General features: G+C 38.7%; 21 protein-coding genes, 2 tRNA genes, 1 other RNA gene and 1 riboswitch. Of the genes, 14 read left to right on the plus strand and 10 right to left on the minus strand.

Annotated elements, in window-relative coordinates:
- The first annotated feature begins 48 nt into the window (after window positions 1-48).
- The 4 genes from FC85_RS02030 to FC85_RS02045 all read left to right on the plus strand — a co-directional run bounded on the left by FC85_RS02030 (window position 49) and on the right by FC85_RS02045 (window position 2,527).
- Window positions 49-121 (plus strand) — tRNA-Gln (locus FC85_RS02030).
- A gap of 182 nt (window positions 122-303) precedes the next feature.
- Window positions 304-489, plus strand: a complete 186-nt coding sequence (locus tag FC85_RS02035) for a hypothetical protein (RefSeq protein ID WP_057863904.1) — start codon at window positions 304-306, stop codon at window positions 487-489.
- Between the two features lie 107 nt (window positions 490-596).
- Window positions 597-670, plus strand: a tRNA-Glu gene (locus FC85_RS02040).
- Between the two features lie 681 nt (window positions 671-1,351).
- Entirely contained in the window at window positions 1,352-2,527 is a 1,176-nt protein-coding gene (locus FC85_RS02045; RefSeq protein ID WP_057863905.1) for a DNA/RNA non-specific endonuclease, read from the plus strand.
- A gap of 277 nt (window positions 2,528-2,804) precedes the next feature.
- On the opposite strand, the gene FC85_RS02050 is transcribed toward FC85_RS02045, so the two are convergent.
- From FC85_RS02050 to FC85_RS02065, 4 genes are all read right to left on the minus strand, one after another.
- Entirely contained in the window at window positions 2,805-3,062 is a 258-nt protein-coding gene (locus tag FC85_RS02050; protein ID WP_057863906.1) for a hypothetical protein, read from the minus strand.
- A gap of 245 nt (window positions 3,063-3,307) precedes the next feature.
- Entirely contained in the window at window positions 3,308-4,792 is a 1,485-nt protein-coding gene (locus FC85_RS02055) for a sensor histidine kinase (protein WP_057863907.1), read from the minus strand.
- Window positions 4,789-5,520, minus strand: coding sequence for a response regulator transcription factor (locus tag FC85_RS02060; RefSeq protein WP_057863908.1), 732 nt, complete (start codon window positions 5,518-5,520; stop codon window positions 4,789-4,791). Before FC85_RS02060 ends, FC85_RS02055 begins: the two co-directional genes overlap by 4 nt.
- A gap of 20 nt (window positions 5,521-5,540) precedes the next feature.
- Window positions 5,541-6,239: a cysteine peptidase family C39 domain-containing protein gene (locus tag FC85_RS02065; RefSeq protein WP_057863909.1), complete on the minus strand. Its 699-nt coding sequence runs from the start codon at window positions 6,237-6,239 to the stop codon at window positions 5,541-5,543.
- Between the two features lie 131 nt (window positions 6,240-6,370).
- Between FC85_RS02065 and FC85_RS02070 the strand changes: the two genes are divergently transcribed.
- Together FC85_RS02070 and ssrA are read left to right on the plus strand one after the other, a co-directional pair.
- Entirely contained in the window at window positions 6,371-7,144 is a 774-nt protein-coding gene (locus tag FC85_RS02070; RefSeq protein WP_057863910.1) for a Cof-type HAD-IIB family hydrolase, read from the plus strand.
- Between the two features lie 50 nt (window positions 7,145-7,194).
- Window positions 7,195-7,563, plus strand: a transfer-messenger RNA (tmRNA) gene (ssrA, locus tag FC85_RS15345).
- Window positions 7,564-7,972: 409 nt separating this feature from the next.
- On the opposite strand, the gene FC85_RS02075 is transcribed toward ssrA, so the two are convergent.
- The gene (locus FC85_RS02075) at window positions 7,973-8,398 is read right to left on the minus strand and encodes a hypothetical protein (RefSeq protein ID WP_057863911.1); all 426 of its coding nucleotides are present in this window, start codon (window positions 8,396-8,398) and stop codon (window positions 7,973-7,975) included.
- Window positions 8,399-8,613: 215 nt separating this feature from the next.
- On the minus strand, window positions 8,614-9,246 hold the full coding sequence (locus FC85_RS02080; protein ID WP_057863912.1) for a hypothetical protein: 633 nt from the start codon (window positions 9,244-9,246) through the stop codon (window positions 8,614-8,616).
- Window positions 9,247-10,041: 795 nt separating this feature from the next.
- Between FC85_RS02080 and FC85_RS02085 the strand changes: the two genes are divergently transcribed.
- The 7 genes from FC85_RS02085 (at window position 10,042) to FC85_RS02120 (ending at window position 17,699) form a co-directional block, all read left to right on the plus strand.
- Entirely contained in the window at window positions 10,042-11,094 is a 1,053-nt protein-coding gene (locus FC85_RS02085; RefSeq protein ID WP_057863913.1) for an LLM class flavin-dependent oxidoreductase, read from the plus strand.
- Window positions 11,094-11,777: an NADPH-dependent F420 reductase gene (locus FC85_RS02090; RefSeq protein ID WP_057863914.1), complete on the plus strand. Its 684-nt coding sequence runs from the start codon at window positions 11,094-11,096 to the stop codon at window positions 11,775-11,777. The genes FC85_RS02085 and FC85_RS02090 overlap by 1 nt, the downstream gene beginning before the upstream one ends.
- A 221-nt stretch (window positions 11,778-11,998) precedes the next feature.
- Window positions 11,999-12,607, plus strand: coding sequence for a CPBP family intramembrane glutamic endopeptidase (locus FC85_RS02095; protein ID WP_057863915.1), 609 nt, complete (start codon window positions 11,999-12,001; stop codon window positions 12,605-12,607).
- Between the two features lie 154 nt (window positions 12,608-12,761).
- Window positions 12,762-12,851: riboswitch (TPP riboswitch) on the plus strand.
- 73 nt (window positions 12,852-12,924) lie between these two features.
- A complete protein-coding gene (locus FC85_RS02105) occupies window positions 12,925-13,638 on the plus strand; it encodes a TenA family protein (RefSeq protein ID WP_057863917.1) in 714 nt (237 codons plus the stop codon).
- Between the two features lie 332 nt (window positions 13,639-13,970).
- On the plus strand, window positions 13,971-15,962 hold the full coding sequence (locus FC85_RS02110; RefSeq protein WP_057863918.1) for a cation:proton antiporter: 1,992 nt from the start codon (window positions 13,971-13,973) through the stop codon (window positions 15,960-15,962).
- 437 nt (window positions 15,963-16,399) lie between these two features.
- Window positions 16,400-16,891, plus strand: coding sequence for a hypothetical protein (locus FC85_RS02115; RefSeq protein WP_057863919.1), 492 nt, complete (start codon window positions 16,400-16,402; stop codon window positions 16,889-16,891).
- Between the two features lie 19 nt (window positions 16,892-16,910).
- Window positions 16,911-17,699 carry a hypothetical protein gene (locus FC85_RS02120; RefSeq protein WP_057863920.1) on the plus strand — a complete coding sequence of 263 codons (789 nt, stop codon included), beginning with the start codon at window positions 16,911-16,913 and terminating at the stop codon, window positions 17,697-17,699.
- Between the two features lie 69 nt (window positions 17,700-17,768).
- Here FC85_RS02120 and FC85_RS02125 read toward each other — a convergent pair whose 3' ends face one another.
- Window positions 17,769-18,335 carry a DUF1097 domain-containing protein gene (locus tag FC85_RS02125; protein ID WP_057863921.1) on the minus strand — a complete coding sequence of 189 codons (567 nt, stop codon included), beginning with the start codon at window positions 18,333-18,335 and terminating at the stop codon, window positions 17,769-17,771.
- 461 nt (window positions 18,336-18,796) lie between these two features.
- On the opposite strand from FC85_RS02125, the gene FC85_RS02130 reads away from it, so the two are divergent.
- Window positions 18,797-19,447 (plus strand): LuxR C-terminal-related transcriptional regulator, encoded by a 651-nt coding sequence (locus tag FC85_RS02130; protein WP_057863922.1) that lies wholly within the window; start codon window positions 18,797-18,799, stop codon window positions 19,445-19,447.
- Window positions 19,448-19,530: 83 nt separating this feature from the next.
- On the opposite strand, the gene FC85_RS02135 is transcribed toward FC85_RS02130, so the two are convergent.
- Genes FC85_RS02135 through sufB form a run of 3 tightly spaced genes read right to left on the minus strand, consistent with a single transcriptional unit; the run spans window position 19,531 to window position 22,203 of the window.
- The gene (locus FC85_RS02135; protein ID WP_057863923.1) at window positions 19,531-20,412 is read right to left on the minus strand and encodes a helix-turn-helix domain-containing protein; all 882 of its coding nucleotides are present in this window, start codon (window positions 20,410-20,412) and stop codon (window positions 19,531-19,533) included.
- A gap of 13 nt (window positions 20,413-20,425) precedes the next feature.
- Window positions 20,426-20,743, minus strand: a complete 318-nt coding sequence (locus tag FC85_RS02140) for a metal-sulfur cluster assembly factor (RefSeq protein ID WP_057863995.1) — start codon at window positions 20,741-20,743, stop codon at window positions 20,426-20,428.
- A 53-nt stretch (window positions 20,744-20,796) separates the two neighbouring features.
- Window positions 20,797-22,203 (minus strand): Fe-S cluster assembly protein SufB, encoded by a 1,407-nt coding sequence (gene sufB, locus FC85_RS02145; RefSeq protein WP_057863924.1) that lies wholly within the window; start codon window positions 22,201-22,203, stop codon window positions 20,797-20,799.
- Window position 22,204: the final 1 nt, after the last annotated feature.

Consider the following 22,204-nt stretch of genomic DNA (forward strand, 5'->3'; position numbering starts at 1 on the left):
TGACAAGTGGCGCAAAACTCGATAATATAATTAACTGTAATATTTCATTGGGTATTCGCCAAATTGGTAAGGCAGCGGACTCTGAATCCGTAATTTACTGGTTCGAGCCCAGTATACCCAATACTAATTTAACCGTTGTTGCGAGTGTGAAGACGCTTAAACAACGGTTTTCTTTTACAATAATATCAAGATACCCCATCAATTATTTCACGGTTTCATCATATTTTTATCACATTAAATTCACGGCTATCCACTACTATTTTAATGATAGTAAGAATTATCCTAGATTAAAGGATGACTTTTATGCCCGATAAAAAATCTAATAAAAAAATTATTGAAAAGATAAAGACATTCCATGAGCTAACAATTCAAGAAAAGAACGCGCTAATTTTACGAAATACCATTCAAATCGATGACCACCTCCGCTTTAAAGTTCGTTATAATGATCAGCATGAATTGATTAACGTTAAAACCACCTATGTCGAGTAGCTCCCTTTCTTAATTAGCTAGGCAAACCAACGTTACTAGATTATTTAGGATCTGTTGTTGACAAACGTTTCCAAATTTCATATACTATTATAGTGGTTTGAGAGTATTGCCCGCTGGTCAAACTGGTTTAAGACGTCGCCCTCTCAAGGCGGAGTTACGGGTTCGAGCCCCGTGCGGGTGATTATTTGAACAATATGGAAAAACATGAGATCCTCTGAGTGCTGATTTTAAGGCATTTAGGGGATTTTTCTTTATCCTCAAAAACACAGAAAAATAAATCGGGACTGATTGCAACACATGTCCTACTTTGTCTGATAGTGCCTCTAATTTCATCATGATTATTTTTACTATGGAATGATCATCACCTATCCGCATCTTTCTCAATCGAGATCGTGATATCAGCTAAATAATTTCGAATACCTTTTTAATATAAAACGCTCCTTGAATAATTTTAATTTTTATTGACACAAAATCCGTACCACATATTATAATTAAAATATTCTTGCTAATTGAAGCGTTTGAGAAAGGGGTTAATAATTACGAACAAACCATATTGCTGCTAGTCATCTTAGAAATTATTTTAAGGAGTCCTAGCGTTTTCTAAAGCCAGTTTTGCACACGTTTTAGAAAACGCTATCATTCCTACGAATATGACTCGTTCGTCAAAGGTTTAAATTTTAATTGAGTCATTTAATGACTACCATCTAGCAGCATATTGCCAACATTCAGGTCATGTCAAAGATCTTTTCTTGATACTAATTGTTGTTTTAAAATATCGCGAGGGGTGATGTTTACACACGATTATGTTGGGAACCAGTTGCACAAACATTAAAAGCATTACGACATTCAGGGGGATAAATTTATGAAATTCAAGAAGTTAACCACCATCGGGGCTGCACTTTTAGTCACATTGAGCTTAGCCGCGTGTGGCAATAATAATGATAAGAAATCTTCACAGGAAAGTGCCACCAAGGTCACCGCAACCAGTAACAATGAATCATCGACTCACAAATCATCCTCAAAATCACATCATAAACAGGTTGCTTCACATACATATCATGCCGTAAAACAACGGAATAACACTATTTTAAAAAAGATGATTTACGACACCAATCACGAATCTGCCGGTCCAACTGGTAATTATTATTATGTAATCGGCAAAGCTAAAGATTCCGGCTTTGCTGATCTTAAACGTGGCGAATATCATTTCACTAGTGACAGTCAAGGGCGGTCTTCAACCGCTCGCGCCGTTCTAACTTATTCCGAATATCAATCATCCAAGGGGTCACGTCAGGGCGATCCCCTTGCACCGCCTTCGTGGCCGTCAGATAATCCCGAGGTTGCAATTCATTACAGCTTAACAGGTCGTACCTATCACGGCTATCTATACAATCGAAGTCATTCGATCGGCGATAGCTTGTTAGGCACTAAGTCATACACCTCTCAGTATAATTTTACAACCGGAACCCGTCCTCAAAACGTTGGCGCCAATCAGGGAGGCGGTATGCGATATGCCGAAGAAACGGCTGAAAACTACTGGGAAAACAATCCTGGAACCAGCAGCACAATTGAATATGAGACCCTCCCGCTTTATAAAGGAACCGAAACAATTCCACGTGGATCAATTGTTAATATTAAATCTTCAGATGGTGCCATCAATACCTCGATTGCAGTCATTAATTCGGTTGAGGGAATCAAGATTAACTATGATACTGGGAGCAGTAATGCAAAACCAATCACGCACATGCGTCCCCAGATGCATCATCATAAATCCTCAACAAGTTATGGTTATGGGAATCGCGACACCAGACATAAGAATCAAAGCACCCGTCATAGTCCAAACAATCAAACCGGACATTCAACGACCAAGCAAGGCCAATGGACGGTTGCTGGTGCTGGGATGGTATTCGTATCAGATAGTAACAAATTCTATTCAGAAGTAACCAATCCCGGTAATTATCAATATATGAGCGAATCAAAAGCTCAAACAAGTGGTGCAACAAGAGCTGCTCGAGGAAACCAATACGCCCGACCATAAACGTTCGGAAGTCAATCAACTAAACTTAGGCTAATTATTAAGTCTTTAATTTCAGAAAAACACAAATGGGGCTGGGACAAAAGTAATTTTGTCCAGCCCCGCTTGTGTAATCACGATTATTACCAAGTGGAAAACGTGCGCCAAAAGGCAACTTCCTGCCGCGTAATCGAATTATCCAAACATTCAAGCCCGGAATATTCGGACAATCAGATTACGCTCTGGAAGTTAACCGCCTTTCGTCCCACTCTCTTAAAATCACCATTTATTCTAAGTTACACTATGATTCTTGGCTAAGTTCCCAGCCGTTGTCCAACATCTGATGATATTTACGCCCAACTGGAACCCAAATTTTCTCTTGTAAAATTTTCTTCATTGACTCCCAAAATAATGGATCTTGGCTTTCCTTCTCCGACAAATTAAGTTTCCAATATTGATGATCTTCCGTTTTAACAATTACAAATGGAAAGAAAACCTTAACTAACTGTGCAGCAGTAATATTTTTAATCATTTTAGTATCATCAAGTAGCTGTTTCATTCGAAATCTCTCCTCTACTTTCAAATTATGAATACAATGATATTATTCCAAAAGTAGTTTAAATTGACCTTAAATTCAATCTAAATAAAGGTTAAATTTTGTCCAAATAATTAATCTCAATTAAAAAGTCAGCGACTGAGGGCCACAATGAACAATCCCCCTAAAGCTAAAATCATAACTTTAGGGGGATTGTTCAACATCTTACCTCAACCGCTGACTTTTTTAGTTCTTCCAAAAAATAAACACTAATTTTGATCAGCATCCGCAGATTGTTCATCTTTTTGTTTCTCCGCTTTCGTCTGGTCTGGAATAATAACTGTAAATGTCGTGCCCTTTCCAGGTGCAGACTCAACAGTAATATTACCCCCGTGCTGCTTAACCAATTGGTGGACGATTGCCAGACCAAGGCCGGATTCACCATACTTACCACTTCGTCTGGAGGCATCGGCCTTGTAATACCGTTCAAATATATTCTTCTGCTGGGCATCTGTCATCCCAATGCCGGTATCAGCAACCCGAACGATCGTCTCGTTATACCCACGTTCACCAGTAATTGTAATCGTTCCCTTATCAGTAAACTGGATGGCATTATTAGTGATATTAAAAACGATTTGGACAAACCGATCGTAATCGGCGTAAATAGGTAGATCCTTAGGCGCATGCAGGTCAATCTTATCCTTTGACTCCGCAGCCTTATTTTCTAGTTGCTCAACTAAATTATTTAAAACTTGAGTCGCATTAAAGTGACGTTTATCCAACTGAATTGAATTTGAGCGAATTTTTTCATAATCCAGATTCTCATTTACTAAACGGATTAACCGTTGCGTTTCACTACTCATCAAATCAATTGATTTTGTTCGAGATTCTTGCGGAATGACATCGTACTTAATACCCTCAAGAATCCCTGAGATCGTCGTTAACGGTGTCCGCATCTCATGGGCAGCATCAGCTAGAAATTCCTGGCGACGTTCCTCTTGACGTTGAATTTCCTTATCAGCTTTATCCAACGATTCCGTCATATGATTAAAATCGTTAATCAGTTCACCAATTTCATCTTTACCACTGGTTTTAACTCTGATTTGATAATTACCATTTGCAACCTGATTGGCCGCGTTCCGTAATCGGCTGATTCGGCGATTTAAACGACTTGCAATGAAAAAGCTAATCACCATTGAAATGATTAACGAAACACCCAATCCCTTTAGCAAATCCCGGTTAATTCGGTCAACATTAGAATTAACATCAGAAATAAATGCACCGGCACTGACTGCCGCAACTAATTTCTTCTTATAATAATAGGGCTTCAGCACCTCAATCATCGCTGGTCGCGTTTTTCCGTTGGTTAATCGAAAATTCTTATTGTTTACTTTTCTGACAATCTGATCTTTACGTAAGTGTTTCCAGTCATTTTTAGTGATTTTGGGTGACATGCCGTTATTTGGATAAATGACTTGGTTTTTAGGGTTAAATACCGTAAAATGAACCGATTGATTTTCTAATAAAGCTTCAGTTGTCTTAAGCGTGGGGACATCAAACGAAATTTTATTTTGACCCTTTGAGTTGATGGTGAGCGATTGCTGAACCAAACTATCCGAATATTTTTCCAAGTTTCGCCAAGTATTATCATACACAAACGTTTTAGACATTCTAGAAAATGAAAAGCCCAACAATAGGATGGTCACCGCAATGACTAGAAAGAATGACAGAAGTTGCTGATAAATCATCTTCATTGTTGATTATCCACTTCACTATCATCAAATTTGTAACCAACACCCCAAACGGTTTGAATCACCTGAGAACCGACCCGTTCAACTTTTTGTCGTAATTTTTTGACATGAGCATCAACTGTTCGCTCGTCACCGTAATAATCATATCCCCAAACCAACTCAAGTAATTGCTCACGGGAGAAGACCTGACGCGGTTTTTGAGCCAACGTTTTAAGCAGTTCAAATTCTTTAGGCGTTAGTTCTGGAATCATTTTTCCGTCCAAGTATGCCTCACGGGTGTTACTATTAAGCTTAAAGTGATCGGTCGTAATAATGCCGTCATCCAGCTTTTCGGCGCCTGACTCCGAATCAGCTTGCTTCTCAGCATGAGCTCTGCGTTGAAGTGCTTTGATTCGCGCAACCAGGGTGATTGGTGAAAACGGCTTAGTAACATAGTCGTCAGCACCCATTTCAAATCCTAAAACCTGATCACTATCTGAATCCCGAGCAGTTAACATGATAATTGGCACTGTTTTGGACTTTTGCCGGATTTCCTTGGCGACTTCCATGCCATCTTTTTTGGGCAAATTCAAGTCCAACGTAATCATGTCCCAACTATCTGGATCCTCATTGAACATGTCAACGGCTTCAATGCCATCATAAGCAAACGAGACATCCCAGCCCTCTTTTTGGAAAAACATCTGCATCATCTCTGAAACAGATTTATTATCTTCAATCATTAGTAATTTCATTTGTTTTGTAACCCCCACTTTTAATAGCTAATCGCTTCTAAATTGCCGTGGTGCCAATGTTTCTTAAGATGATTCTGCGAAACCGATTCCAAGCGGCCAGTCCACGGATCGTTGTAATAGTATAGTTTGCGGTTAAATCCTGTTAAAATAATAAAACTGGATTTCAAATTATCAACTCCAGCAACTCGCACAACGATTGGCCGACGACGAAGCAGCTGTTTATTAAGCTGGCGAAAGTCTACTCGGTTTAAGTCCTTAATCGAATGAGTTTCTGAAATAATCAAATCTCGTAACCCAATCAATGGTTCAGCTGAATCACGCCACTTTTGCACAGCTTGCTTTAATGCCTGATCGGAAATTTGGCTACCGGCATCCCGCAACAACATTTTAAGGGCCGCACACTGATTATCGATATCAGCCTGAGTTGCTTGTTTAATGGGCTCGACGTCCAGTCTCCGAAAAGTTTTGCGAATATTTCGCTTTGGCAGCCATCCTGATAACCCTTCACAGGAAAAATGATACCAAATTTGTTTATTAAAAAAACTGATTTGATCAATTAAAAAATCCTGAGTTTTAAGATCATCAGGAATTTTGGTTCGATCACTGGAATCCACATTTTTTTCACTATCAGTTGCTAAATACCAGTGTTCACCTGGAATTCTTCGTAATCGAACGAAAAAACGTTTGGTTCTTTCGTTGGCAATGGTTGTTTTTTCCATTTCGTCTCACCTCATATGTATTCTATTTTACCAAGAAAATGAGAAACTTGCTTGAAAACAAGAAAGATTGTTATGATATTATAGTGTTGGTTTTATTATCAACCACTTTTAGGATAGGATGGTTTTAATTCATGTATAAAGCAATTACTTTTTTCGATTTAGACCACACATTATTTAATGAGCAAACACGCGTTGACCCTGAAGTTGCAGACGCCATGCACCAATTGAAACAAAATAATGTTTTACCCGTCATCTCAACCGGCCGAAACATTTTCGAAATTCCAGAGACATTGGCGGTCACTGGGATTGATACGGTTGTTTCCGCAAATGGCGACTATGTTATTTTTGAGAACCAACCAGTTTATAAAGCAATCATTAAACCAACTATTATCACAGAATTTATGGGCTTCGCAAAGCCCCATCAGGATACAACAACGGTGATGAATAATGAAGGCGCTCGAATTGATTACGTTACTGACGATACCCGAAGTAACTACAAGTCAATCAACACCCGAATCCCACCACTCGGTGCCCGTGACTTTATTAAGAACAACGAAATTTATATGATGGTTGTCAGCACGGTTGGCCGCGATCAAAAGTATATTGATACTTTCAAGGATACGCTGACCTTCTACCGAAATACACCTTTTAGTATGGATGTTGTTGTTAAAGACGGCTCAAAGAAACGCGGCATTCAAGAATTAATCAAGAATGCCCATCTTGAAGGCATTCCGACTTATGGCTTTGGTGATGGCAATAATGATATTCCCATGCTCGAATACGTTGATCATGCAGTTGTTATGGGCAATGGGCTCCCTGCAGTCAAAGAATATGCGGAGTTTATTACCACTAAAAATACCGACCACGGTATCGTGAATGGTCTTAAACACTATGATCTAATCTAATTACTTCTAACCCTAGTCGATGTATGATACAATACATTATGTATCTATACGGGGTCGTTAAGGATTCGACGGGTATAGGTTGAGCTTGGACTGCGTTCCGTGCGGCGTCACGTTAATCCGTCCAGTTTAAATTATAACTGCAAAAAATAATAACAATTCTTACGCTTTAGCTGCCTAATAAGCGCTTAACGTAGATCCTCCTAATCTCGCCCATGGGTTAGATCTGGGTCTTAAATTTAGTGGGCTCACGCGGTTGGCTCCCACCTGAAGTCAACTGAAGAGACCAATCAGGTTAGCCATCTGTGGTTGCCTTGATTTGTGGCGTTTCAAATGGTGAAATTCAAATAATAGATCTATGAACGTAGAGGTCTAGGTGGCGATATGCTCGGACGCGGGTTCGACTCCCGCCGACTCCATTGATAGGGTTTCAGGAGATACTGTAAGATGTCAAAATGCTGATATAAAGGCATTCTTGATTTTCTTAATTGTCACTGACTGTCACTCGCTTGCAGTAAAAGTTAGCACAAAATACTATAGCCCCGGGGCGGATGAAAGCTAATCGAGAAATCGGTTAGCTTTTTTGTATATTTAGTTATAATTTTATATTTTGCTGTTTAAAAACAAAATAGTCCTCTTTCACGCATCTAATTATTAGACATCATGAAGGAGGGTATTTTTTTATGCATTGCGAATATAAAAGTAAAGACTATCATGTGATTTTATCTGGCGATTTTTTATTTTATCACCATGATTGTTATTTCTTTTTGTGGAAGAATGCAGATTTGAATTTATTTCAATTAATAATTGACAGGTTGTGTGAATGAGTTGTTAATAATGTGCCACCTTTGAAGTATAGTAATGTCCAATTTCATTTTTCTGATAACCGTAATAGTTAAACATTGTTAACCGTTTTTTGCCACCAACTGTTGAGTATGCTACTTTGTAATTGTTACCAGCTCCAGCAGTTTGATTAGCTCCATATACTTGCCACCATCCATTGGATAATTTATATACTTTAACTTTATTGGACGAATGTACAATATGCCCTTCAATCTTTTCGGTGTATGACATTCTGTGCTTTGAAAAAACTAACTTACTATAATTGCTGTGTCCCTCATAATGATACCAAGTTTTTCTAAAAGATATAGGCATCGTTGAATATGCATGGCTAGCAGAAGCTTCCGATTGAGTGAACAAACTGCTCCCTAAGATCATAGTAATTAGGAGTGTCCCCTCTAACAAATACTTTTTCATAATATCCTTCCATAAATAGAATATTATGAGTATATCAGACAGCAAAAAGACCCTCAACTCATTTTTCAGATTAAAGGGCTTCATTTTTACTCTAGAATTTATTAATTAGTTTATTCCCAGAAACATACATTCCCTTACACAGTTGCACCCCAGATATGTGGCTGGATTTCATATTCTCCTCGTCACAGATTTAAAAATCAAACTTAAAAATAATATCAATATTCTTCATAAATCTTTTTTAAATTGGAAATTTCTGTCGGATCCTGAATGATATTGCTGTATATTCTTTCGAATACTTTGACCATCTGCCAGTCTTTAGGGACACCATTTTGATTAGTTTGAGCAGCCGGAAGACTTTCTAAACTAGCCTGAAAACTATTGTCAAGCTTCTTTTTAAACACTCTATAGCTTTGATTGTCTTTTGCTGCCCCTTTTAAATTGCTATTTTTTCTCAATCCATTTTCATCGAAAACTTTAAATAGTTCATACATCACGGCCGGATTTGACATAACCATTTTGCTTAAGGAATCCAAAACATCTTTTAACGGACCATCAGTATTATTTCTTTTAACACTCTCAAACCAATCGCTCAGCATACTAACAAAATAGAAAAAGGCCGGCGTATTTACTTGAGTTGCAGTTATTTGGCTCACTTGCCACAGTTGTGCCAATTTGTTGATTGTTGTCCAACTCGCACAATTAAGGCTTTTTTGGTCTGCATCGTATCCCGAAAGCGAAGCAATATCAATGCCGGTTAATTGAGAAATCTCTACCAGGCTCAAATCACTATTAATGACGGCCTTAGCTTTTTCAAGATCAGTTGACCAGTTATTCGAATTATTTGTCATTATGTTTCCCCCTCAATCAAGATACCCCCAGACCAAAAAGTCTCTTAATCCGAAATCTATTTATTTTACAGCATTATTATAAAGCGCTTTCGTTAATTTGAAAATAAAAAGTCTCCCGTTGGGGGGGACGGAAGACCTCATGCGTATCAAGATCGCAAGGAACTTTCCTTACGACAAGGTAAGATTATCACTTTTATTTTTATCTACAAGAAAAGCGACGCATTTTAATGCATAAATTAAGCCACCCTAAGACATACTTAGAGCGGCTTAATATTGTTGGCGATCTGTGTTAACAAATTGTGAAGCCGTTATGTGCCTAATCAATGCTTCACAATTAGAGAATACAACCCCCAAATTAGGATTACAATTAAAAACATTTTCAGCTTTCAAACAAATCCAAGAGAACATTCTGCCTGATTGGGAAACGCAATACCCAAAATAACGTATGGATCGTATGATATTGCCTTACAGCAAATCAAATAGTCCATCCCGTGTTAAAGTTATCCCTCCTTTTCACCAACGCAATGTTGTCTCTGTATTGGTGAAAAATGGAAACTCAGAGCTATCAGAGCTATATGTAATCACCATTTAACTTAATCCAATGGAATTAAATAATGTACAAATAAAAACATATTTTCTCATTGTCATTAATACCTCCTGTAGCTAAAATCTAACCCAATATTTTGTTCAGATACCGATCTAGGTTACTCTCACCCCATCTATTTAGTTGCTTTCCCCATCAATCTATAATATATTGATATTAAACTTACTAAAAGTAAGCAAGGGAGGAACAACATGGTCAACGTAAATAATTTACAGTTCGGCATTGAAACCTTTGGTGACATTGTTTCAGCTGAAGACGGCAGCCTCTTAACAGCAGGTCAGTCAATCCGCCAAATTGTTAAGGAAGGCGAGCTAGCTGATAAATTAGGTATTGATGTAATCGGCGTTGGTGAACACCACCGACCAGATTATAGTGTCTCAAGTCCAGAGGTTGTACTGGGTGCAATCGCTTCCGTTACTCAAAATATTAAACTAGCAACCGCCGTTACAGTCTTGAGTTCTGATGACCCAATCCGGGTATACGAACGCTTCGCAACTCTTGAAGGCCTCTCAAACGGTCGCGCACAAGTGATGCTTGGCCGTGGCTCCTTCACAGAATCATTTCCACTATTTGGGTATGATTTAACTGATTATGATGACTTATTTAATGAAAAGCTTGAACTATATAGCCAACTGATCAAAGAAAAGCCAATCACCTGGCATGGTAAATTTACACCGTCGCTTAAAGATCAGGACGTTTATCCTAAAACTGACTATGCTGGCTTGGAGACTTACATCGGCATTGGTGGCTCACCCGAATCCATTATCAGAACCGCTAGATATGGCTACAAAGTGATCCTAGCAATCATTGGCGGCCAAGCCGATCGTTTCGTGCCCTACATTGATTTGTATAAGAAAGCGGCCGCTCAATATAAAATGCCGATTCAACCAATTGCAGTTCATTCCCATGGCTTTATCGCTGACGATGAGGAGCAAGCTGTGGCCGTTGCTTGGAAAAATATTAAGGCCAACTTTGACCGGATTGGTTTAACCCGTGGTTGGGCACCAATGAGTCGCGAGCAGTTTGACGGTGAAACCAAGTCAGGGTCATTCTATGTTGGTAATCCGGAACACGTTGCGCAACGGATTGCCCGGACGATTAAACTACTTGATCTTGGTCGTTTTGATCTTGTTTATGGTGCTGGCAACCAAACAGCTGCTCAACGAGAACGAATGATTGAGCTTTACGCAACGAAAGTGATTCCACGGGTTAAAGAAATTTTAACTAAAGAGGTGGTCTCATAATGAGTGAAATTAAAACCGTCGGCATCCTGGGAGCAGGAAAAGTTGGCATTGTTTTGGCACAATTGGCCTTAGCAGCTCATTACAACGTTAGAATTTCCGGATCAGGATCCGTTCAAAAAATTGCGTTAACCATCGACACGTTGGTCCCGGGCGCCACGGCGGCTACCAATCAGGGGGTAATTAGCAAAAGTGACTTGATCATTTTAGCGATTCCCCTCAGCCGTTACAAAAATATTAATCCCAAACTGCTTAAGGGCAAATTGGTCATCGATGCGATGAATTACTGGTGGGAAACGGATGGCATTCGCGAAGAAGTCTTGGATCCGTTATCAACATCCAGCGAACAGGTTCAAAAATATTTTAATAAAAGTACGATCGTCAAAACTTTTAATCACATGGGTTACCATAATCTTCAGGAAGAAGCCCGACCTGCAGGCACAGAGAACCGCAAAGCCCTATTTGTGACCGGCGACAATCCGGAAGCTGTGGATCAAGTTGCCAAGTTCGTTGACAGCATGGGATTTGATACGGTTGTTCACTATCATTTGGCAGACGGCATCATGACCGAACCTGGCAGTGCCTTGTTTGGTGCCAGTCTCACCCGTTCGGATCTTAAAAACGTGATTGACCATTTTGATGAAACTGAATTTGGCAAGCGAATAAGGGCTAATCAAGAAATTTAATATCAATCTCTCAGTTAAAACAGATCAGGAAAAGCCGCGATGACTTATTTCTGGTCCTTTTTTTGAGTATTTTTGCAAATTCCAGCCCAATTCTCGCATTTATGACTTTAAAAAATGGCATTATGGCGTGTTCTTAATTACAAACAAACTGATTACTGCTATAATAAATATAATATATTAATTAATCATTTAATTATTTTTTTGGCATAGGAGGGAATGAAATGACTCTTTTATTTAGCTCGTTACTGTCGTCGATTATTCAGTTAGGATTGTTTATATTGATTCCTTTTATCTGGTGGTGGATTTGGTATCGCCAGAACAAATTTTTGGGATGGATCGGAATTAAAAAGGTTATCCCCGTTAAACTCTCTTTAAGCTTGGTTAGTCTTGTTGCACTGATGTTATTTTGTAGCACTGGCTATTTTGTTTTTCAAACACTGCCCAGTTCTTCAGTTTTGGCGAGCACCAAGTTTACAAACTTTAATTTTCCGACTGTCATTAGTATCATCCTCTATGCCTTTTTCCAGACCGGTCTCGCGGAAGAAATTCTGTTTCGAGGCTTTTTAGCAAAACGATTAATTTCCCACTTGGGGTTTGTAATAGGTAATATCATTCAATCATTGTTGTTTGGCGCACTCCACGTTGTCTTTTTTGCACCCATCGCCACCATCAGTGTCGTCATCATCGTGTTTACTTTTACCAGCGTGATTGGTTTTTTGCTATGCTACATTGATGAAAGGTTGGCAAACGGCTCAATTATTCCCAGCTGGCTCATTCATGGATTTTCAAATGTTTTCAGTACAACTTTGGTCATTCTCAATTTGATTTGATTGACACGGCAAAAGTAAATATCTGTCAAGTTGATAGTTCTTTTTTCATCGTTAAACCTTAACGAGCCTTGCCATCATCATTAAAATATTTGGATTGTTACTCAATGTTGTCATCCACCAGCCAACTGTTATAATTAAAACAAAAATAATATGATTTCGTGATCTGGGGTGCCCAAATGGCTGAGAAATACCCATTGAACCTGATGCAGTTAATACTGTCGAAGGAAGATCAGGCACTACCAGTCCGCTTGATTTTTAAGTGGACTTTTCTTTTGCTTAAGTTGGCCCCCTCTTACGAAATCTTAGGAGGACTTTTTATGTCACTATCTGAAGAAATGATCACTGAAGCTCAACCTTACTTAACTGCAAATGAAAAGCATCCATTCGTTCAGGGAATCATCAATGGCACATTATCGCCTCAACAACTTCGTTACTACGATGAACAAGATATTGCTTTTGAATACAACGAAGTGGCTGTGATCAACGCACTTATCAATTATGGCACCACAACAGATCAAGTCCAATTATTTCATAAACGATTAACCTTACAATTGAACATGCTACGCGACTGGTTAAAACGAGAACCAGATTCGATGCCACACGATTGGAAAAGTCTTAAATGGACACCAATCCAGCCAATCAATCAATTATATCGTCAGCATATGGCAGCAACCATTCAAACCCACAGTGTTTTGCAAATTCTGCCATCCTTCGCTGCTGGTGAATGGCTATACATTGAACTCGGTAAATATCTAAAGCATCAAACCAGAGTCGACCAGGAACCTTTCCGGAGCTTCTTAACTCTTGGCAACCAAGACTTCTTAGGGCCAACCGGCTTCATTCAACAATTTTTTGAAATCATTGATCAGGAAGCTGAAAAAGCGTCGATTAGAGAACAGCAACAAGCCAAAGCAACCTTTCTAAAAAGTTGCCTACTTGAATGGTATTTCTGGGATGCCTCATATAAGCATATCACTTGGGATAACTGGCAATCTGCTGCATTAACTGGCCAAACTGGTCCCCTTTTGTAGGCAACTGGCTAACAAGCTAGCAAATTCAGCTTTAAAAATCCGAATTTTACACAATTTAATAAACAAATAACTAATTGACAAAACTGATTCTATCAGTTTTCCTCTTGTCATCCTAGGCAGTTTCATGCTATACTGCTTAGCGGTGCCAAACCACGGTGAGTTCGTAACGATCGGCGCGAGAGCGTTCAGAAGGTCGAAGCGGCTCGCCATTTTTTTGTCGTCAAAATCGGTTATCGATTTCAACCTGTAATCGGCCAAGTGCTCCCCAGCACCTTTTAGACTTGTAAGTGCTAAACTAGGACCGTTAAGAAACCAGAAAGGGGGATGCCCAAATGGATGAAGTATTACTTCTGGCAATTATTTTTGCAGCTGTCGTGCTGGCCAACATTTTAGCGCGTCACATCACCAAAATACCGCTGCCGTTTTTCTTAATTTTTCTGGGCATTTTATTAGCAGGATTACCAGTTTATAACAACTTTAATCTTGACCCATCGACGTTTGCACTGGCCGTCATTGCACCAATGCTGTTCAATGAAGCCCAAAACAGCTCGCGCTTGTGGATTGGCCGCTCAATTACTAATATTTTATCGCTGGCGGTTGGTCTAGTCATTGTCAGTGTCTTGGTTGTTGGTTTTGGCCTGCATCTGGTCTATGCAATCATGCCAATCAGTTTGGCTTTTGCGTTACTGGCAATTGTCACACCAACGGATGCTTCCGCAGTCAATTCCATCTTTGAGTCAAATCCGGTTACTGAAGAACAAGCTGGCATTTTGCAACATGAATCACTATTTAATGACGCTGCCGGTATTGTGATCTTTGATATGTCACTAACCGCCTTTATTTCGGGCACATTTTCGATGGAAGTGGCAATCGGAACATTTTTATGGGAATTTTTAGGTGGCCTATTGTTTGGAAGTCTAATTGGGGTGTTGATCGTAAGTGCCCGGTTAATTTTAATCCGATACAATGACGATACCCCACTCATCATGGTTCTCATTCAACTACTGTCACCATTCCTGGTTTATCTCCTTGCTGAGAAGCTGGCCCTATCAGGAATCTTAGCCGTTGTTGCCGCTGGACTCGTTCAAGGGTCTGAGCGTGAGAAGCTTCGGTTAACCTCGTCGCGGATGCAATTGATTACCAGCAATGTTTGGGAAATTGTCTCAGGGATGTTATCCGGGATGGTTTTTGTTTTACTGGGGCTTTCGTTACCTGAAGTTATTACCGCAATGCATCAGTCACCCAACCCCAACTTCGGCATCTACAAACTAATTGGAATTGGCCTTCTGATTTATTTTGTCAAAGGGGTTATTCGTCTAGTTTGGAGCCGCTACATGATTAAGCGGCGTGTTCAAACCAACCGTGAGTGGCGTGATAGTCTGGTAATGGCCTTTAGTGGCGCCAATGGAACGATTACACTCTCTTTGGCATTTTCAATTCCAACAGTCGTTAATGGCCAACCATTTGAATTTCGCGGTCCGCTAATCTTCTTAGCAGCTGTTGTGATTCTCATTAGTCTCATTATGCCAACTATTTTTGTGCCATTATTGTTACCAAGTCAGGATGCGGCCCAACCAAGATATCGTTGGGTTCGTCGTATGATTCAAGCTGCCATCACTGATCTGGTTAAGGAAAAAGAGTATCCAGAAGAAGCTCAAATTGTGATTGATTCTTTGCAACAGCAATTGGTTTTAGACGCCGCTCCCAATCTTAAATTGCGTCGACAATTAATGAGCGAGAGCCATCAAGTTGAAAGAGCCGCTATTCAAAAAATGTATGATGAGGGTAAAATTACGAAGGATGAACAATTTTACTATGGTAAGTTTCTCCAGCTAAACAACTTTTCGGCTGACGAAAAAATTTGGAAGAACATTCTCTTACGGATTCGATTTAGTTTACACATTGGAACGTTATATAAAGATATGAGCCGGGCTCAAGATGCTTTTCTGACCGCCCCGGTCGTCCTGGAAGAGGTCTACTGGCGTGAACAATTCCAGAAACATGGCGAGGATATTTTGCCAATTGAGCAAGTTGGCTTTGATGCCGTCATGGCTTTCTTAAAAACCAAAGATGCCGACAATGGTGTCGAGTCTAACATGGTTAAACGATTTTATCGGACTCGTCATCGTCGGATTCACGGAAAAGATGTTAATGCAGATATTGTTTATCAAATGTTTATGCGAGCCTTCCATAGCGAATATGAATTAATTCAAGATGCATTAAGTTCCGGCAAAATTAATTCTAGTCTGGCAGAAAAGCTCCAGCAACGAATTTCAATTGATGAAATGACGTATCTGCAAAATGTCGAAATGTTTAGTGATTAATTTCGGGTCAATTTTAATTGTCTTCAATAGCACCAATCAACTCTCGCTTTGAATCGAAAAGCGGGATTGGTTAGTGCTATTTTTATTTAATCTCTTAGCTTTGCCAGCGATAGCGTTCAAACATCATTAGCAACTGCTTATCTCATACCGACCGTTTACTTTGCACTCTGTCTTGGCTATCCCAACCTTGGTTGGATGGATCTGCTGACAATTATGCACAATCAAAACATTGACAGTAATTGGTTCCAGTGTGCCGTCATTCTTCTATGTCTCATAGTTGGCTGGTTATTATTAAAAAAACGATCAAATAATTGATTTTCCATTAAGAAATACATCAGACTCGGAACATAAAGCCTTCCAATGCCACTCCAGCAACGGTAGATCAAGGAAAAATGTTATACTTGAAACAATCAATGTGCATTAAAGGGGGTAATTTCATGCAAAACCAAACGCCGTCACGCATGCAACGGCAGCAATCCGATCAAAAGAACCAAAAGTCAAAACATACTAAACTGATTGCTTTGATCATTGTCTTACTAGTCATTTTATTTGGTGCATTATATATCGGCCATCAGGTTCACGAGTTGGGGGATGCGCAACGGCGAACCAATACGATTTTAGATAAACCAATCAAAAATACTGTAGTTAAAGTTGTGGAACCAAAACTCCCTGAAGAGATTCGTCCCCAAGTTGTTCAAATCATCCAAAAAGAACCGCTTTATCGCCTACAACAAGCTGCTGACAATCCGGCTACTTTTCAATCAATCGCTAATAAATATCAGATTCCCGAAAATTACGTCGCCCCAGCTAAACAATACTGGTTTAGTGAGCAAAATCAGGCTTTACGATCTGACATCTATCATGCCCAGTTAATGCAACTCTTATCAGAACTAAGGCAGCTGAACGATTCAACAAGTTCAACGCAGTAAATTTAAGGAGTTCTCAAAAGTGAAAAAGTATGCGTTCCTCACAATGACGATTGGTTTCTTGCTAGCTGGCATTATTTTCTGTCAATCGCCACAATTAGCTCAAGCAAAAACCAATTATCAAATTGTTAAGCGTTCCTATATGGCTAACGTTGCCTACCACCCCAGAAATCCTGGAAAAAACGGTTACGTTTGGCAAACGATTGATCATTCAAAAGTTGGCCATAATATTAAAAAATACCCCAACACAACGTGGCAAGTTTCACGTCAATACGTGATCAAACATAACGGAAAAAACGCTGTTTGCTATCGTGTTCAGGGAATTTCTCCCAAAAATAACAGTGTCAAAGGCGGCTATATCTGGCGGGGCTATTTAAAAAAGGGATATAATCCAAATTACACTAAGATTAGTGACGTAACTGTCAATTTAATGACCACTAATGAATATCAACAATTTATTCAGAAGTCACCCACGCAACGATTGACCCGACAAGTCTTGGCATTGTTTCCGAATAGCAAAGTGACCCAACCGATGAGTCAATACGCATTAGGAAACAGTCTGGCCATTGGCGAGAAAAGTTATCAACAAATCTCATCTATGCCGGACATGCAACGCTTCTTGAACACACCCAACACGCTGACGAGTCCCCAGCGGTTAGCAAAGATTCGGGAGATTCTCAAGAATCATGGTTACTTTGGAAATAAATTAAATGATCAATACGAAATTGGCATTGTGATTCGTAATTTTAACTTAAAACATCCCTACGATACAAATGATCTTTTGCAGGGACTGGTGATTGCCAAAAAATAATCCAACTCATGAAAATAAACCTCACTGGCAAATGATTTCAAATGCCAGTGAGGTTTATTTTGATCAAATTTATTCTGTCTCTCGACTCTTTTCGTGATCTGTTACTGAATGGTCAACCAATTTTTGGGGGTTCTTTTTAGGAAATAGTTTAAACATGACTTTACTAAAAATATTCGAACCATACGCAATTACAAAAATTCCCATTAGTAATGATAAAAATAGTTCAACGATAAATAACGGCCAATTCGTAATCGCAACATTCGAAATGATTAACATTGATGTCCCCCACGCAATCAACCATGAAGGGACAATTGTAAATTTCATAATCGTTCCTTGCAAGAATAAGGCCAAAAATGTCATTAACCCAAACATGATTGCAGAAGGCCATAACTGGGAAATTAAAGGAATTTGTAGCAACTGAAAAGAAATCAACGCCCAAATAATTCCCATGATAAAGCTGCCGATAATTCGCCATAATTTATCGTCTGGGCAACCAATTCCAAAAAAATATGACGCAGATATAAAAGCAGCCGCTCCCATCCACAACTGAAATGAAGACATGATCAGACTATAAAACAAGGTGAACAGCCCGACCCCAACAGATGAAAACCAAAGTTCTTTACTAACACGCTTCATTATTAAGTCACTCCCCTATGTGACTCATTAATTCTATATCGTCTTGTAAAGAATTGAACAAACTTATTGATTTTATTATACCTGATATTTATCTCTCTTTCATCAATTCGAATTAAAAAATGTTCTAATTGTCAATATTAACAAAGAGGACAGTTGCCTTCCCCCTTTGATAGCAACATTAAGAGCCTCGTTAAAATTTACTCTAATCTCTTTGGCGATTCTAATTTCTTTATCATAACCGTACTAATTCATTTATGGTATACTAGTAGTGAATTTTTTAACTTACAAAAATGCTTTTCAACTAGGGAAAGTTTATCGATTTTCAATTCTTTTTTAAAAGAGATTTTGTAAACGCTTACCGTATTAACACTACCTGCTTAGCGATAAATTACTAATCTCCACTTAATAAAAAGTGCATTTATCGCCAACAATTGAACTAAATTTAAAGGGGAAGTTTTATTATGTATAACGTACTTGTATCAGATGAGTATGAAATTATCAGAACAGGTGTCACCTACCTCGTTAATGAACAAGATCAATTCAAGGTGGTTACTCAAACCTCTAGTTGGGCCGACACCATTCGACAAGTTGAACAGAATGAAGTGAATATCGTTATTACCGGTTTAGACATGCCCGGAGAAAACGGCGTTCTAAAAATAAAACGTCTTCATGAGGCGTTTCCTAATATTTCAATCTTTATTTTGTCAAAACACGAGGAACGAGATTTAATTAATGATTGCGTTAAAAACGGAGCTGATTCTTATATCCTGAAAAGTTCCCCAAATTGTGAACTCATTAACGCTTTAAATGTTGTCGCAAAAGGAAAAAAATATATTGACCATAACATCTTACTTTCAGAAAGAGATATTGAACGGATAAACAGTCATGGTTTAACCACCATTAAATTAGGTTATAATATTCTCTCCAAACGAGAAAAAGAAGTTTTCCCACTAATTACGCTTGGATACGGTAATAAAGAAATCGCTAAAAAACTTTGTATTTCAATTAAAACCGTTGAAGCCCATAAAGCTAAAATTATGCATAAGTTATCATTAAAAGGCCAAGTAGATTTGATTCACTATGCTGTCAAACACCACCTAGTAAAGTTTTAACTTCGAATGGGTGCAGAAATTAATATAAACCAACCCGATATTCTAATTACGGAATATTAGGTTGGTTTATTTTTTGGGGGACGCTAACCATTTTGATTCGCAGTTTTTTTCCTTAATGCCGCAACCTTAACCTCAATGACCTCATTATTGTTAATTCGTGCAAACGCCAATGCCTCATCCATTAATCGATCAATCATTTCATGAGGGCGATGCTCTTTAATTGCATTTTCGGCAGCAAGAAATTTAAACCTTGGTAAGTAAAAAGTAACGTGGTCCTCAGAACACAATGCCAATCCAGTATTAATGAGTTGGTTGCTTAATGGATAATTTTCATTAATCGCAAAGAATTCGCTGGTAAAGTAAATTAATGTTAATATTCGTAGATCATAATTATTTTCCATGACATCCTTGTCCATTGAATAAACATGTTGGATATAACGACGAACTTTATTGAAGTAGAACTGGGCTGCTTCATAATCTTGACGTCGGGAATACAAGATACCCGATCCCACAAACGCCAGCTGAGTTAAAATGGTTTGATGTTTTTCATCCAAATCATTCAGAATTCGGGAAAAATCAAACAGTGCTTTTTCCGGATCTCGATTAATCAACGTATTTAAAATTCCTCGTAGATAGTAATATTGCATTCTAATGGGAATTGATTCGACCTTAGAAATATTAATCTTTGATAAACCCTTTAAAACACGCCGATAGTCTTCAGTCATCAGTTGCCCTTCAATCATATCAAGTGATTTTCTTACTTTAGAAAGATCATCTTCCCCTTGATAGAGCATGTCAACGGTGATTCCCAATCGCCCACATAATTTACTTAAGATCGATAATGAAGGAACCTGATCACTGTTTTCAAACTTGCTTAACGTTGCTTGTGTGCATATTCCTTCAGACAATTTAACCTGTGATAATTTCAGTTCCTTACGGCGATTAATAAAAACACTAATATCCATTAGACCAACCCACCTATTCGTGTAGTCCTAGTGCCACTTTTGCGTACCGACTCATTCTGCCAATATCCCATGCTGGTTCCCAAACCAACTTAATGTCACACGCTGTGATCCCTTCAACTGCGATAACTGCTTGACGAATACTGTCAGCTAATAAATTACCCACGGGACACCCCATCGTTGTTAATGTCATTGAAAGCGTACACTTTTGGTCCACAACACTAACGTGATATATCAGGCCTAAGTTGACAATGTCAACTCCCAATTCTGGATCAATAACTTCCTCAAGACTGTTAATTACCTGATCTTCTAGAGATGATGAAATTTTTGCCATCTTTTCTGTCACGCTATAACCCCCTATTCTTCATAATTTTAAAACACCAAATATTAGCCGATTGATCCTTCCATTTCAAAACTAATTAATCTGTTTAACTCTACTGCATATTCCATTGGCAGCTGCTTAGTGAATGGTTCCACAAACCCCATAATAATCATCTCGGTTGCCTTCGCTTCAGAAATTCCTCGGCTCATTAAATAATACAATTGTTCCTCAGATATTTTTGAAACCTTTGCCTCATGTTCCATAGAAACATTTGAATTATAAATTTCATTATATGGAATTGTATCGGATGATGACTGATCATCCATAATAATCGTATCACACTCAACATGGGCTTTAGATCCATCAGAATGTTTACCAAAACGAATTGTGCCCCGGTAATCAGTCGATCCGCCCGTTTTCGAGATTGATTTTGAAACAATTGAACTTGAAGTGTTTTTAGCATTGTGAATCATTCTAGCCCCAGAATCTTGGTGAATGCCATTACTTGCCACGGCAATTGACAACATGGTTCCCTTTGCACCCTCACCATTCAAATACACACTTGGATATTTCATCGTTACTTTTGAGCCTAAATTACCATCTACCCATTCCATCGTTGCATTCTCTGAAGCAGCCGCCCGCTTGGTTTCTAAACTATAGACATTATCCGACCAATTTTGGATAGTCGTATAACGACAATAGGCATCTTTTAGAACATTCACTTCAACAACAGCAGCATGAAGACTATCAGAAGAATAATTAGGTGCAGTACATCCCTCAACATAATCGACCTTGGCACCTTCATCAACAATGATTAGCGTTCTTTCAAATTGTCCTGAATTTTCCGAATTCAGTCGGAAATATGATTGAATTGGTGTTTTGGTTTGTACTCCCTTAGGAACATAAATAAAAGAACCCCCTGACCAAACTGCGGCATTTAAGGCTGCAAACTTGTTATCAGTTGGTAGAACAAGTTTACCGAACCACTTTCTAAAAAGTTCCGGATACTCTTTTAATGCCGTATCTGTATCCGTAAAGATGATTCCTAATTTTTCAAAATCAGATTTCATATTATGATAAACAACTTCTGATTCATATTGAGCTGAGGAACCGGCTAAATATTTTCTCTCGGCCTCAGGAACACCAAGTCGATCAAATGTCTTTTTCAAATTATCGGGAACATCTTTCCAATCCCGATATTTTTTATCCGTCATTTTCTGGTAATAATGCATATCTTTCAAATTAAGTTGAGACAGATCCGGACCATATTTTGGTAATGATAATTTCTGGTAAATCTTGAATGCATTTAACCGGTAATCCAACATCCACTGAGGTTCATGCTTGGCCGCAGAAATTTCACGAACAGTTTCCTCAGTCAGCCCCCTTCCCGTTGAAAAAGCTGGTTTAATGTCGTCATGGAAACCGAACTCATAATCATCATCTTTTTTCACGATATCAGGTACTTTTTGCATA

It is taken from the genome of Lentilactobacillus diolivorans DSM 14421, assembly GCF_001434255.1.
Taxonomy (GTDB): domain Bacteria; phylum Bacillota; class Bacilli; order Lactobacillales; family Lactobacillaceae; genus Lentilactobacillus; species Lentilactobacillus diolivorans.